Annotated in this window: 12 protein-coding genes and 1 riboswitch; of the genes, 6 read left to right on the top strand and 6 right to left on the bottom strand. The window is 67.1% G+C overall.

Annotation, left to right across the window (positions count from 1 at the left end; genetic code table 11):
- Positions 1-6 precede the first annotated feature (6 nt).
- From QBJ92_RS15335 to thiC, 3 genes are all read left to right on the top strand, one after another.
- Positions 7-1,011: a ferritin-like domain-containing protein gene (locus QBJ92_RS15335; protein ID WP_277970574.1), complete on the top strand. Its 1,005-nt coding sequence runs from the start codon at positions 7-9 to the stop codon at positions 1,009-1,011.
- A 51-nt stretch (positions 1,012-1,062) separates the two neighbouring features.
- Positions 1,063-2,076 carry a ferritin-like domain-containing protein gene (locus QBJ92_RS15330; protein WP_277970573.1) on the top strand — a complete coding sequence of 338 codons (1,014 nt, stop codon included), beginning with the start codon at positions 1,063-1,065 and terminating at the stop codon, positions 2,074-2,076.
- Between the two features lie 37 nt (positions 2,077-2,113).
- A riboswitch (TPP riboswitch) is annotated at positions 2,114-2,222 on the top strand.
- A 41-nt stretch (positions 2,223-2,263) separates the two neighbouring features.
- Positions 2,264-4,180 (top strand): phosphomethylpyrimidine synthase ThiC, encoded by a 1,917-nt coding sequence (thiC, locus tag QBJ92_RS15325; protein WP_277970572.1) that lies wholly within the window; start codon positions 2,264-2,266, stop codon positions 4,178-4,180.
- Between the two features lie 83 nt (positions 4,181-4,263).
- Here the strand turns inward: thiC and QBJ92_RS15320 are convergent, their stop codons facing one another.
- From QBJ92_RS15320 to QBJ92_RS15310, 3 genes are all read right to left on the bottom strand, one after another.
- The gene (locus QBJ92_RS15320; protein ID WP_277970571.1) at positions 4,264-5,058 is read right to left on the bottom strand and encodes a helix-turn-helix transcriptional regulator; all 795 of its coding nucleotides are present in this window, start codon (positions 5,056-5,058) and stop codon (positions 4,264-4,266) included.
- A 154-nt stretch (positions 5,059-5,212) separates the two neighbouring features.
- Positions 5,213-6,583 carry a PepSY-associated TM helix domain-containing protein gene (locus QBJ92_RS15315; RefSeq protein ID WP_277970570.1) on the bottom strand — a complete coding sequence of 457 codons (1,371 nt, stop codon included), beginning with the start codon at positions 6,581-6,583 and terminating at the stop codon, positions 5,213-5,215.
- Positions 6,584-6,747: 164 nt separating this feature from the next.
- Positions 6,748-7,185 carry a DUF2946 family protein gene (locus QBJ92_RS15310; protein WP_277970610.1) on the bottom strand — a complete coding sequence of 146 codons (438 nt, stop codon included), beginning with the start codon at positions 7,183-7,185 and terminating at the stop codon, positions 6,748-6,750.
- A gap of 94 nt (positions 7,186-7,279) precedes the next feature.
- On the opposite strand from QBJ92_RS15310, the gene QBJ92_RS15305 reads away from it, so the two are divergent.
- Positions 7,280-7,765 (top strand): GFA family protein, encoded by a 486-nt coding sequence (locus QBJ92_RS15305; RefSeq protein ID WP_277970569.1) that lies wholly within the window; start codon positions 7,280-7,282, stop codon positions 7,763-7,765.
- An 86-nt stretch (positions 7,766-7,851) separates the two neighbouring features.
- Complete coding sequence (gene manD / locus QBJ92_RS15300) at positions 7,852-9,060, top strand: D-mannonate dehydratase ManD (RefSeq protein ID WP_277970568.1); 1,209 nt, start codon at positions 7,852-7,854, stop codon at positions 9,058-9,060.
- Between the two features lie 63 nt (positions 9,061-9,123).
- On the opposite strand, the gene QBJ92_RS15295 is transcribed toward manD, so the two are convergent.
- Positions 9,124-9,744: an outer membrane protein gene (locus QBJ92_RS15295; RefSeq protein WP_277970567.1), complete on the bottom strand. Its 621-nt coding sequence runs from the start codon at positions 9,742-9,744 to the stop codon at positions 9,124-9,126.
- A 204-nt stretch (positions 9,745-9,948) separates the two neighbouring features.
- On the opposite strand from QBJ92_RS15295, the gene QBJ92_RS15290 reads away from it, so the two are divergent.
- Positions 9,949-11,598 (top strand): Y-family DNA polymerase, encoded by a 1,650-nt coding sequence (locus tag QBJ92_RS15290; RefSeq protein ID WP_277970566.1) that lies wholly within the window; start codon positions 9,949-9,951, stop codon positions 11,596-11,598.
- 142 nt (positions 11,599-11,740) lie between these two features.
- Here QBJ92_RS15290 and QBJ92_RS15285 read toward each other — a convergent pair whose 3' ends face one another.
- Complete coding sequence (locus QBJ92_RS15285) at positions 11,741-13,177, bottom strand: ammonium transporter (RefSeq protein ID WP_277970565.1); 1,437 nt, start codon at positions 13,175-13,177, stop codon at positions 11,741-11,743.
- 11 nt (positions 13,178-13,188) lie between these two features.
- A complete protein-coding gene (locus QBJ92_RS15280; protein ID WP_277970564.1) occupies positions 13,189-13,527 on the bottom strand; it encodes a P-II family nitrogen regulator in 339 nt (112 codons plus the stop codon).
- Positions 13,528-13,815 lie beyond the last annotated feature (288 nt).

The following is a 13,815-nucleotide window of genomic DNA, read 5'->3' as shown; positions in this document are numbered from 1 at the left end:
GCTGCGATGACCGATACCGACGAACAACTGATCGAACGGCTTGATTCGCGGGCAGAACGCCGTAGCGAACGCCGCGAATTCTTCCGTACCGCGCTGGGCGCGGGCGCAATTGCAGCCGTCGGCGCGACCGCGGTCGCAGTCGGCAGCAACGCATTCGCGCAGGCCGCCAACAACGACGCCGCAATCCTCAATTTCGCGCTCAACCTCGAATATCTCGAGGCGCAATTCTATTCCTTCGCCGCCTTCGGCACCGGGCTTCCCACCACGCTGCTGACGCCCGGCAGTGCGAGCACGACCACGCAGGGCGCGGTCAGCGGCGGGCGGCAGGTGAACTTCACCGATCCGGTCGTTGCGCAATATGCACGCGAAATCGCGCAGGACGAGATCGCACACGTCACCTTCCTCCGCGCGCAGCTCGGCACCGCAGCGGTCGCTCAGCCTGCGATCGACATCGGCTCGACCGCGACCAGCGCGTTCAGCCTCGCGGCGCAGGCGGCGAAGATCGTGGCGACCGGCGCCGCGTTCGACCCTTATGCCAGCGACGAGGCCTTCCTGCAGGCGGCGTTCCTGTTCGAAGACGTCGGCGTCACCGCCTATCGCGGCGCATCGGCGCTGCTGACCAGCAAGGTCTATCTCGAAGCTGCCGCCGGGATCCTCGCGGCGGAGGCGTATCACGCGTCGATCATCCGCACCGTGCTCTATTCCAAGGGCGTCGCCACGCCGAGCCTGCGCACCAACGCGGATGCAATCTCGAACACGCGCGATGCGCTCGACGGGATCAGCGATTTCGACCAGGGCATTTCCCTGGTGACGATCGCGAACAGCCAGGCACCCGCGCTCAACGGTCTGACCGCGTCCAACATCGTGCCCACCGGGCAGGATGGCCTTACGTTCGGCCGCGCTACCGGGAACGTGCTCAACATCCTGTATCTCAACACCTTGCCGGTCTCGAAGGGGGGCTTCTTCCCCAACGGTGTCAACGGCTCGATCGCGACCAGCGCCACCAACTGACGCCTGTCCGATGCCCTTTTCCTTTTTCGCGCCCGTACCGGAGTGTTTCCAGTGATCGATAGCGACCTTCTTCTCCAGGCGATCGACGCGAGCGACCGCCGCCGCGATGCCCGCCGCCAGTTCCTGCGCACCGCGGGGGCAGCTTCGGTGGTGGCCGGTGGCGGCGCGTTGCTCGCCGCTTGCAGTAATAACGACACCAACAGCCTCATTCCCCCGACGCCCACGCCGACCGCGACGGCGACTGCCACCCCCAGTCCCGCGTCGACCGACGTGCTCAAGGACCAGGACACGTTCAACTTCGCGCTCAACCTCGAATATCTCGAGGCGCAATTCTATAGCTTTGCAGTGACGGGCGCGGGGCTTCCCGCTGCATTGCTGACCGGCACGGGCGCGCAAGGGGCGGTCACCGGCGGGCGGCAAGTCACCTTCACCGACCCGGTCGTGCGCGAATATGCGCGTGAGATCGCGGCAGACGAGGTCGCGCACGTCGCGTTCCTGCGCTCGGTGCTCGGCACCTCGACCGTCGCGCAGCCCGCGATCAACATCGATGGCGGCGCGAACGGTGCGTTCACTCTGGCGGCGCGCGCGGCGGGGATCATCGGGATGACCGACACCTTCGACCCCTATGCCAGCGACGAGAATTTCCTGCTCGCCGCGTTCATCTTCGAAGACGTCGGCGTCACCGCCTATAAGGGTGCCGCCCCGCTGATCGCGCAGGCGCTGCTGATCGACGCGGCGGCGGGCATTCTCGCGACCGAGGCGTATCACGCCGGGCTGATCCGCACCGTCCTCTACACCAAGGGAATCGCAACGCCGTCGCTGCGGATCAAGGCGAACGCGATCAGCGATGCGCGCGACAGCCTCGACGGGACTAGCGACCTCGACCAGGGGATCGGCGACGGCACGACCGCCAATCTCGTCCCCACCGACGCGAACGGCATCACCTTCAGCCGCACGCCGGGGCAGGTGCTCAACGTCGTTTATCTCAACCGCAACGCGGTCGTCGGCGGGGGCTTCTTCCCGGCGGGCATCAACGGCACGATCAAAACCAGCGCTGCCAGCTGACGGCGCTTTTCATCGCGGTGTGAACCGCGTACAAGACTGATATTCCCCGGGGGGCTGCGCCAGAGCAGCTGAGAGGTGGCTGAAGCCACGACCCGTTTGAACCTGATCCCGTTAGCACGGGCGGAGGGAGGGAGCGGTGTCCACGCCCGGGTTCCGTTGTCGCTCGTCCGATTTGAGGAGCGACACAATGGCCGACATACCTGCCCGCACCGAAATTGGCGTCACCACTGGAGCAATCCGTGGCAGCCGCAAGATCCACGTTCCGTCCGCCAACATCCCCGGCGCGGGCGTGGCGATGCGCGAGATTATGCTCGATCCGTCCGCGCTCGAGCCCCCCTTGCGCGTCTACGACACCTCCGGCCCCTACACCGATCCCAAGGCACAGATCGACATCAACATGGGGCTCCCACAGCTCCGCCGCGACTGGATCCTCGCGCGCGGCGACGTCGAATCCTACGACGCGCGCGAAATCCGCCCCGAAGACAATGGCCTCACCGGGCCGGATCGCTCGGCGGGCGTCCCGCAATACCCCAACGTCATCAAGCGCCCCTTGCGCGCTAAGGCGGGCGCGAACGTCAGCCAGATGCATTACGCGCGGCGCGGCATCATCACCCCCGAGATGGAATATGTCGCGATCCGCGAGAACCTCGGTCGCGCGGCGGCAAAAGAGAAGCTGATCCGCGACGGCGAATCGTTCGGCGCGAGCATCCCCGATTACGTCACCCCCGAATTCGTCCGCGACGAAATCGCCCGCGGCCGCGCGATCATCCCCAACAACGTCAACCACCCCGAATCCGAGCCGATGGCGATCGGCCGCAACTTTCTGGTCAAGATCAACGCCAACATCGGCAATTCGGCGGTCGCGTCGAACGTCGCGGCCGAGGTCGACAAGATGGTCTGGTCGATCCGCTGGGGCGCGGACACGGTGATGGACCTGTCGACGGGCCGCAACATCCACGACACGCGCGAATGGATCCTGCGCAACGCGCCCGTCCCGATCGGCACCGTGCCGATCTACCAGGCGCTCGAAAAGGTCGGCGGCGTCGCCGAGGACCTGACCTGGGAGATCTTCCGCGACACGTTGATCGAACAGGCCGAGCAGGGCGTCGATTACTTCACGATCCACGCGGGCGTGCGGCTCGCCTATATCCCGATGACCGCCAAGCGCGTCACCGGGATCGTCTCGCGCGGCGGGTCGATCATGGCGAAATGGTGCCTCGCGCACCACAAGGAGAGCTTCCTTTACGAACGCTTCGACGAGATCACCGAGATCATGCAGGCGTATGACATCGCCTACTCACTCGGCGATGGCCTCCGCCCCGGCTCGATCGCCGACGCGAACGACGAAGCACAGTTCAGCGAGCTCTACACCTTGGGCGAACTCACCCACCGCGCGTGGAAGAGCGACGTCCAGGTGATGATCGAAGGCCCCGGCCACGTGCCGATGCACAAGATCAAGGAGAATATGGAAAAGCAGCTCGAAGTGTGCGGCGAGGCGCCGTTCTATACGCTCGGGCCGCTCACCACCGACATCGCACCCGGCTACGACCATATCACCAGCGGAATCGGTGCGGCGATGATCGGCTGGTACGGCACCGCGATGCTTTGCTACGTCACGCCCAAGGAGCATCTGGGGCTCCCCGACCGTGACGACGTCAAGGTCGGCGTGGTGACCTACAAGCTCGCCGCGCACGCCGCCGATCTGGCGAAGGGGCATCCCGCCGCCAAGATGCGCGACGACGCCCTGTCGCGCGCGCGCTTCGACTTCCGCTGGCGCGACCAGTTCAACCTGTCGCTCGATCCGGACACGGCAGAGCAGTATCACGACCAGACGCTCCCCGCGGAAGGCGCCAAGACCGCGCATTTCTGCTCGATGTGTGGGCCGAAGTTCTGCTCGATGAAGATCACGCAGGAAGTGCGGGATTTCGCGGCGAAGCAGAATGGCCCGGCGGATGGGTTCCTCGCGGCGGGCGCGGGGCAGGTCGACGCGGACCGCGCGGCCTTCGCCAAGGGCACGACGCATGCCGATGCGGAGGCCGGGATGGCGGCGATGAGCGAAACGTTCCGGGAGAAGGGCGGGGAGATTTACCTGCCAGCGGAGTAAGCGGCACCGGCCCCGACCCCGGCCTCTGGCTGGGGTCGGCATACCGCTGACGGTTCTGCTGGATGCAGCAACATACCCCGCTCTTAGCGATAGGGAACCGCACCCCCCGGTCGCAGAATGCCACCCGCCATCCGGCCTTCAGGGTCGAGCGCGACCGACATGAAGACCTCGCCATTGGCGAATACCAGATTGTAGGCATCGTCGCCCATCATGCTGTGCCCACGGTACGTGACCGACTTGAGCGCGCCCAGTTTCTCGAACATCGGATGCGTCATCGGCAAATCCCCGCGGACGACCTCGGCGAACCGCGGAGAGAGCTTGTCATAGTCGGGCGAGCCGCTTGCCAGCCCGGCGACCAGACGCCGCAACGCAGCCTCAGTCCCGGCGGTCGGCACGGAGCTGGGTGCGACCGACGATGCCGCCGGAACGGTTGCTGGAGCGCCGGCCTGCCCCGCGATCGCGCCGGAAGATTGAACCCAGATCAGGATGGCGGCTGCGGCAAAAATGCTCATGAGGATTGCTCCGGAGACCAGATAGATACGGTGCCGCAGGGTAATCCGCGCGGTCTCGTTGCGCGGGGCGGCAGTAGCGCCGTCCTGATCGCGCCCGAAGTCGCCCTGCGGAAGGTCCGACGCGTCGGGTCCCAGCCGACCGGACCGCTCCACCGCCTCGACCAGCTTGGCCGCTTCGAGCGATGAGGACAGACCCAGCTTGGCGCGGGCCATTTTCAACCGCTTTTCCACGGCGTGTGGAGAAATGCCGAGATCGAGCGCCATTTGCTTGGCGGTCTGGTGGTCCAGACAGCGCTTGAGGCATTCCCGCTCGGCGATCGTCAGGCGCAGGATCGCCGCCCGCATATTGTCGTCTATCACAGCCATGCTCATGGCGCGCACCGTAGCGTTTTCTCGACAAGGACCAACGCTGTCTGTCTGGTACTCCTCTGGTACCCCAGGCTGCGATCCCATCCAGATGCGCCGGCACAGGGCCAGTCGCGGTCCGATCGTGCTCGAACGGCGCTCGTTCCCCCAATCCTCACCCCCGCGCCAACCCCAACCACCGCCGCGGCCCGCGCAGGTTTCGCAGCACCAGCCGTTCCACCGCCAGCACCAGCAGCAACGTCCCCCCGAACATCGGCATATAGACCCCCAGCACCACAATCGCGGCGACCAGCACCGCGCCGAACCGTGGCCGCGTCAACCGGAGCGGCGCGCCGAGCAGCCCGACCGGTCGCCGGCGCCACCACAGCACCGCGCCCGATCCCGCCAGCAGCGCGAGCAGCAGCGCGACGATCGTCCCCGCGATCTGGTTGGCGAGGCCGAACAACGCGCCCTCGTGGACCGCGATGCCATAGCCGATCAGCCGGTCGATCCAGTGCCGCTCGGCGAACCCGCTGCGGCCGATCAGGCGGCCGGTCGCCCCGTCGATCTCCGCTTCCGACCGGAGCGGACGGTCCGCCGCATCGGACCGCACCGACCACGGCGCGCCCGGTGTCTTGGGCGGCGCGATCATCACCGGCGCCGCGATCCCGAGCGGGCGCGCCGTCGCCACGACGCGCGTCAGGTCGCCCGCAGCGATCGCGGCGGGCGCGCGTGCCGCCGCCATTCCCATCGCCATTCCCATCGTCATCCCCGCGTGCCCGGCATGCGGATCGGGGGCCTCCGCCGCGACCGGAGACTTGCCCCCGATCGTCCAGTCGACTGGCCCCGCATTGGTCCCCGTCAGCGTGCGGATCTCGACCAGATAGCTGCCCCAGCCCTTCGCCCATGGCAGCCCGGTCAGGATCAGCCCGAGCGCGAAGACCGAGACCCAGATCCCGGCGGTAGCGTGCAGATCGCGCCAGAACACGCGCTTGCCTCGCCCCAGGCGCGGATACAGCACGCCGCCAAGCCCGCGTCGCCCGCGCGGCCACCACAGATACACCCCGGTCAGCAGCATCGTCACCGCCCAGCACGCCGCGATCTCGACGATATAGCTTCCGATCGCTCCGGCAAGCAGTTCGCCGTGCAGCCGCGACAGCACCGCGAACGGGCGCGCCGCCTCGGGCACCACATGGAGCACGCGCAGCGTTGCCGGATCGAGATAGACCCGGCTGGCCACGCCGTCGCGCTCGACGATGATCCGCACCGCCTGCCCCGGCGCCGCGGGCAGTCCGTAGCTGCGGAGCGTCGACCCCGGCACCGCGCGCTCCGCCGCCGTGACCTGCGCATCGGGCGACTGCGCGGGCGCAGCGGTCGCGAGATGATCGAACCGCTGGTCGAGCCACGCCTCGACTTGCGGACGCCACAGATAGGCTGCCCCCGTCAACGCGAGCCACAGCACGAACGGGATGCACATCAGCCCGGCATAGAAATGCCAGCGCCACACGCTGTTGTACCAGCGGGTTCCGGCGGTCTGGACGCTCACAGTCGGACCGGGCGGCTGGCGGGCGGCTGCGCGGGCGCGGCACCGCGCGGTCGGAGGCGGTTGGTCATGAAAATTCCCCGTTCGATCCCGGCCATGGCCGTTCGCAAAGGCGCGCGCCGTCGGGCACGCGATCGGTCCATCAGGGTGCCGCGCTGGCGACACCGTCACCGGGGGGCGGGCGGACCCCGCAAGGGTGGGCGCAAAAAGCCTCGCGGCGTGATCCCGAGCGCGGGCCGTTGGAGCAACGCGGCGGCGGACACGATTGCCAGCGCTATCGCCAGCAGCACGCTATCCGCGCCGCCGATGCTTGGTGCGGTCAAGCCGGTGAAGGCGCACGGCCCGTCGGACTTTGCGGGCGCCGGCTGCTTGTCTCGGGGATGATCGGGCCTTGCGTGGTGCGCCATCCCGGGCATCGGATCCACCGACGCATCGGTGCCGTGCTGGGCAGGCGCCATTCCCGGACACGCCACGATCGCCACGCCGTTCGCGCTTACCATCGGCATGAAACCCGCCGGGACGATCGCGCGCAGCAGGACCGCGCAGACGATCACCGTCCAGGCGGTCGCGGCATGGCTGCGCAGAAGGGCTGCAAAGGCGATCACCGGCAAGCAGTAGCTTCAGGCCGGGGCACTGTCGATTCGCCAAACTATGTGTGCCGCGGTGCGACCGATCGTACGGTTGCACGTTGTCCGGCGCATGACCGATTTCCCCCTCCCGCTCGATGGCGGCTGCTTCTGCGGCCAGATCCGCTACCGCGTCGACCAGGCGCCGCTCTTCACGATGGCGTGCCATTGCACCGACTGCCAGCAAATGAGCGCCTCGGCGTTCTCGCTCGGCATGGCCGTCCCCGCGGCCGGGTTTGCGCTGCTGTCCGACGTCGCGCCGCGCGTGCTCGACAAACAGGCGGAGTCCGGGGCGACCTCGACGCGGTATGTGTGCCCAGCGTGCGCAACCTGGACGCATACGACGACGACCGGCGCGCCCAACACCGTGATCGTTCGCCCGAGTTCGCTCGACGACATGGGCTGGGTCCGCCCGATCGCGGAGATCTTCACGCGGTCGGCCCATTCCTGGGCGCGTCTGGCAACGCCGTTTCGCTATGACGCTGAATTCGAAGACCCGGCGCCGATCGTGGAAGCGTTCGCGCACAGCAACATCCGACCCACGGCCCCGAGCAAGTGACGCACCCGGCCTGACCCTCGGCCTCGCGATTGGACGCGCCCGCTCTGGCGGGCTAGCGTAACCGCCGGTCGAGAGGACAAGCCCAGATGCGCATTCGCGAAGCCCGTGTCATCGTGACGAGCCCGGGGCGCAATTTCGTCACGCTCAAGATCGTCACCGACGAGGGCGTCTACGGGATCGGCGATGCCACGCTCAACGGGCGCGAGAAGGCGGTCGCGAGTTACCTCAAGGACCATGTCTGTCCCCTGCTCATCGGGCGGGATGCGCGGCGGATCGAGGATATCTGGCAATTGCTGTACCGGGGCGCCTATTGGCGGCGCGGTCCGGTCACGATGCGCGCGATCGCCGCGGTGGACGTCGCGCTGTGGGACATCAAGGGCAAGGCGCTCGGCGCGCCGCTCTACGATCTGCTCGGCGGCAAGAGTCGCGACGGCGTGACGGTCTACGGCCACGCCAACGGCCGCGACATCGCCGAGACGACCGATGCGGTCGCGCGCTACATCGACCTCGGCTATCATGCGATTCGCGCGCAGAGCGGGGTGCCGGGGCTCGACAAACCGTATGGCGTGTCGAAGGACAAACACGTCTACGAACCCGCCGACGCCGCGCTCGCGAGCGAGACGATCTGGTCGACCCCCGAATATCTGCGGCACACGCCCCGCCTGTTCGACGCGCTGCGCACCAGCTTCGGCGAGGCGCCGCTGCTGCTCCACGATGCGCACCACCGGTTGACCCCGCAGGAGGCCGCGAAACTCGCCAAATCGCTCGAACCCTACGATCTGTTCTGGCTCGAGGACCCGACGCCGGCCGAAAACCAGGAGTCGTTCCAGCTGATCCGCCAGCACAGCACCACCCCGCTCGCGGTGGGCGAGGTGTTCAACACGGTGTGGGATTGCAAGGAGCTGATCCAGAACCAGCTGATCGACTACATCCGCGCGACGATCGTCGGGGCCGGCGGGATCACGCATCTGCGCCGCATCGCGGATTTCGCGGCGGTCTGGCAGGTCCGCACCGGGTGCCACGGCGCGACCGACCTTTCGCCCGTCACGATGGGCGCGGCGCTCCATTTCCAGAGCTGGGTCCCCAATTTCGGGATCCAGGAATATATGCCGCACAGCGCGGAAACCGACGCGGTCTTCCCGCATCACTACAGCTTCGCGGACGGGATGCTGCATCCGGGCGATGTGCCCGGGCACGGCGTCGACATCGACGAAGCGCTGGCCGCGACATACCCCTACACGCCGCGCCAGTTGCCGATCGCGCGGCTGCGCGACGGCAGCATGTGGAACTGGTGAGTTCCCACGAAAAAGGGCGCGCCCATCGCTGGGCGCGCCCTTCTCGAACGGGTGGGGGTACGCTTACTTGAAGCGAACGCCGACGCCGCCCATGATGCGGTGACGCGAGGTGTGGTCGTTATACTGCGAGAACACATACTGCGCGTTGACGTAGACCGGCAGACGACCCTCGGTGACCGTGTATTCGGCACCGCCGCCGACCTGGTAGCCGGTGGTGTTGAAGTGGTCGTAATACGACGCACCCGGGGTTGCCGAGTTATACGCCTTGCGCTGCTCGTTGGTGACGTAACCGCCCTTGGCGAAGACCATCGCGCGCGGGGTCAGCAGGTAGCCAGCGCGGACGCCAACGCCGAATTCCTCGAACGACTTGTGGCAAACCGACCCACCGGTCGCTGCGCCGCAATTCTCGGTCCAGTTGTTCGCGCGCCAGTAGGTCGCTTCCGGACCGACGACGATACGGTCAGCGATCACGCCGTCGAAGCCGATCGTGGCACCGTAGCCGAACTTGTCTTCGTGGCGGCCCTGCGACTGGAAACGATCACCACCGAGGTTGCCTTCGAGGCGGAACCCGCGGAACGAGGTGTTGTTGCCTTCGCTGGCGGACGTCGTGGTGACTTCCTGAGCCGACACGGCCGTTGCCGAAAACGCGGCGACTGCTGCTGCAACCATCAAAATTTTACGCATATGTGTTCTCCATTGACGACGCCCAAACACACGAAAGGTCTAAGTGATCCTTTCGGATGAAGCGTTTCCCGCGCCCTGTTGCATTGCAGCAACACAAGGTCAACGGGCGGCTGTGACACTGTCGGGGGGCACCGCTCGATCCGCCGACGATCGTGTTGACTCGCGGACCCGATCCACACCATAGAGAACAGACGATGAACAAGCGTGACCGCGCCCCTTGCCATGCGCCGCAGCGCCGCTGAAAAGCTTGCTCCGGCGCCGCATCGTCGCGGCGCTGCGGTCGTGCCGACTGGGCGCGCAGCGCCATCGCCCCAACCCGTAAAACGCTCGCCGCGGTATCTCGCCGTGTGGTTCCCGTTCCTGTCGAGCGACCGGTTAGCGCGCGCGCCAGGCGCGGACCTTTCTTCGGACGCGCCGTGCGTTTTCGTCGAGAACCATCGCGGCGAGACTCGCGTCACTGCGGTCGATCCCCGCGCACAGGCGATCGGCGTGTCGCCCGGAATGACGCTCGCGAAAGCGCGGGCGATCCACGCCGATCTCGCGGTCCATGACAGCGGATCGTCCGCCGATCAGGACTGGATCGAGCGGATCGCGGATTTGTGCGAACGCTACACCCCGATGGTCGCGCTCGACGAGGCCGACGGCGTGACGCTCGACATTACCGACTGTGCGGTTCCGTTCGGGGGCGAGGACGCGCTGATCGCGGATCTCGAATCGCGCCTCGCGCCATGGAGCGCGCATCTGCGCCACGCGGTCGCGCACGGTCCGGACGCTGCGCAGGCGCTCGCCCGGTTCCAGACGATGCCCGCCGCCAGCGAGGCCGCCGCGTTACGCCGGCTCGACATCGCGGCGCTGCGCACCGATGATGAGACGCTCGCCGCGTTGCGCGACGCGGGGGTAAAGACGATCGGCGATCTGGCGGGGCAGCGCCCGGCGGCGATCACGGCACGGTTCGGTTCCGACGTCGGCGAAAGCCTCGAACGGCTGTTGGGGGAGGACGACACGCCGCTTCGCCCCCGCCGTCGGTTACCCGCACTCGTCTTCGAACGCCGCCTCAACGCACCGATCGGGCGACCGCGCGAGATCCTGGCGATGATCGAGCAGCTCGTGACTGAAGCGTGCGGGACGCTGACCGCCTGCCACGAAGGCGGACGCCGCTTCGCCGTGCGCCTGTTCCGCAGCGATGGGCGCGTGTGCGATCTTTCGGTCGCGCTCAATCTGCCGGCACGCGACCCGCCGACGCTGCTCCGGCTGTTCCGCGAGCGGATCGGTGCGCGCGCCGATCCCTTGGTCGATCCGCACGACCCCGGCGCCGGGGTCGATCTGGTCCGCTTGTCGGTTCCGCGGATCGAGCCGCTCGCGCCGACCGAACTGGATCTGGACGGCGGGGCGATCGCCGATCGCAGCACCGCGCCGCCCGCCGATCCAGGGCCGGTCGCACGCCGGAGGACGGTCCGGTCCGCAGCGCGCGATCGTGCGGAACCGGAGCAGGGCCTCCTCGGCATCCCCGAACCCATTGACCTTCCGCCCGCGGCTCTGGCGAGCGATTTCCACGACGCTGCGCTGCGCCCGATCCATTTGTGCGATCCGCCGCAACGGATCGACGTCACCGCGCCGGGCGGGGAGGGCCCACCGCAGCGCTTTCGCTGGCAGCGGAAGCTGCACGACGTGATCCACTTCGACGGACCCGAACGGATCGAAACCGAAGGCCAGCCGCAGGGAGCTGCTCCTTCAGTGCGCGAGTATTTCCGCGTGCAGGATCGGCGCGGGCGGCGCTTCTGGATCTTTCGCCACGCGCCGGCAGAGGGCGAAGCGCGCGACGGGCACTGGTACCTCCACGGCCTGTTCGCCTGAGCGGCACCGCGCGACGGTCGCGGTTCCTGGCACTGCGGTCGCCTGCATAAAAAAGGGCCGGTGCGTTGCCGCACCGGCCTTAGGTCGTCCGCAGGAGGAACATCGTGGAGCCACCGGGTCACCGACCCGGCGGCCGAACTCGTCAATAATTGTAGGCGCGCTCGCCATGCTCGGTGATGTCGAGCCCGTTGTGCTCGACCTCTTCGGTCGGGCGCAGGCCGATCGTGTACTTGAGCGCGAGGAACAGCACGGCGGAGACGCCGCCCGACCACACCAGGGTGATGCCGACCGCGGTGATCTGCTTCACCAGCTGCGCCGACATGCTGTAGTCGGCCGCCGCAACCGCGACCGCGGGGAACTTGGTGTAATCGAAATAGCCCTGGCCGCCGAGCGACGGCGCCGCGACGATCGCGGTGGCCAGCGCCCCGACGATCCCGCCGACGCAATGGACCCCGAACACGTCGAGCGAGTCGTCATACTTCAGCCACGCCTTCACATAGGTGACGAAGATGAAGCAGATCGGCGACACGATCAGCCCGAGCACGATCGACGTCATCGGCGCGGCATAGCCCGACGCCGGCGTGATCGCGACCAACCCGGCGACCGCCCCCGTCACCGCGCCGAGCAGCGACGGCTTCTTGTGGACGATCTGGTCGATCACGGCCCAGGAGACCGCAGCGGCGGCGGTGGCGACGAAGGTGTTGATGAACGCGACCGCGGTGACGCCGTTCGCTTCGAGGTTGGACCCCGCGTTGAACCCGAACCAGCCGACCCACAGCAGGCTGGCACCGATCATCGTCATCGTCAGCGAGTGCGGCGGCATCGGCTCGCGGCCAAAGCCAAGCCGCGGACCGATCACGAGGCAGCCGACCAGGCCGGCGATGCCAGCGTTGATGTGGACCACGGTGCCGCCCGCAAAGTCGAGCGCGCCGAGGTTGAACAGCCAGCCACCATCGGTCGGCGCATCGGGAAGGAAATCCGGGCCAGCCCAGTACCACACCATGTGCGCGATCGGGAAATAGACCAGGGTCAGCCACGCGACGACGAAGATGATGAGCGGGGTGAACTTCACGCGCTCGGCGAACGCGCCGACGATCAGCGCGGGCGTGATGCACGCGAAGGTCATCTGGAAGCAGACATAGGCGAGTTCGGGAATGTAGACGTTGTTCGAGAAGGTCGCGGCAAGCGTGGTGCCGTCAACGCCCTTGAGGAACGCCTTGGACAGGCCCCCGAAGAAGTGGTTCTCGCCGCCCGAAGTGAACGCCATCGAATAACCGTAGGTCACCCACAGCAACGCCGCGACGCAGACGATCATCATCACCTGCATCAGCACCGACAGCATGTTCTTGGTGCGGACGAGGCCGCCGTAGAATAGCGCGAGGCCGGGTACCGACATCATCAGCACGAGCGCTGCCGAGATCAGCATCCAGCTGGTATCGCCCTTGTTGACCATCGTCGCCATCTGGGCGGCATCGGGGGCTTTGATCGGGCCGGCCGCAGCCTGTGCCCAGGCGGGCAGCGCCGCGAAGGCGGTCGCCCCCGCCAGAACCGCCAAACCCGTCTTGATTCCTGGCTTCATCTCTACCCCCCTCACAGCGCGGTCTCGTCGGTTTCGCCGGTGCGGATCCGAACCGCTTGACCGACATCGAGCACGAAAATCTTGCCGTCACCGATCGCGCCGGTGTTGGCGGATGCCTGGATCGCTTCGACCACGCGCGACGCGATATCGCTGCCGCAGACGACCTCGATCTTGATCTTGGGGACCATGTTGGTGCTGTATTCGGCCCCGCGGTAGATTTCGGTCTGGCCTTTCTGGCGGCCGAAACCCTTCACTTCGGTGACCGTCATGCCCGCGACGCCGATCTCAGTCAGCGCCTCGCGCACGTCGTCGAGCTTGAATGGCTTGATAATGCCTATGACGAGCTTCACGCGCGAACCCCCCTGTTCATTGGTCCTGGGGTTCTGTTCTGCAATCGGCATGCCAAACGTCCCGGAACGCGATTCCGCGGTCGCGGCGCGGCGATAGGGTTAAGATTGCGTAAATTTTATGTGCAGGTGCGAACGGATGCCTGAAAATGAGGCAGGTTGGCGGTAGCGGTATCTCTTTGTCTGGTCGTTTTGAGCGCAATCGGGAGAAGTGCGCGTGGGATGGTGCCGAGACTCTCCGATGCCGAGCGCGCTGCACGGCCCCACCCCAACCCCTCCCCTGAAGGGGAG

Source organism: Sphingomonas echinoides (genome assembly GCF_029623395.1).
GTDB classification, from domain to species: domain Bacteria; phylum Pseudomonadota; class Alphaproteobacteria; order Sphingomonadales; family Sphingomonadaceae; genus Sphingomonas; species Sphingomonas echinoides_A.
Note: the sequence above shows the minus strand (reverse complement) of the source record. Positions and strands in the feature narration are given on the sequence as shown.

Coding starts and splice junctions, on each gene's coding strand:
- QBJ92_RS15320 (WP_277970571.1), bottom strand. CDS start 5,058: ATGGCTGTGATAGACGACAATATGCGGGCGGCGATCCTGCGCCTGACG.
- QBJ92_RS15285 (WP_277970565.1), bottom strand. CDS start 13,177: ATGAAGCCAGGAATCAAGACGGGTTTGGCGGTTCTGGCGGGGGCGACC.
- manD (WP_277970568.1), top strand. CDS start 7,852: ATGCGCATTCGCGAAGCCCGTGTCATCGTGACGAGCCCGGGGCGCAAT.
- QBJ92_RS15295 (WP_277970567.1), bottom strand. CDS start 9,744: ATGCGTAAAATTTTGATGGTTGCAGCAGCAGTCGCCGCGTTTTCGGCA.
- QBJ92_RS15305 (WP_277970569.1), top strand. CDS start 7,280: ATGACCGATTTCCCCCTCCCGCTCGATGGCGGCTGCTTCTGCGGCCAG.
- QBJ92_RS15335 (WP_277970574.1), top strand. CDS start 7: ATGACCGATACCGACGAACAACTGATCGAACGGCTTGATTCGCGGGCA.
- thiC (WP_277970572.1), top strand. CDS start 2,264: ATGGCCGACATACCTGCCCGCACCGAAATTGGCGTCACCACTGGAGCA.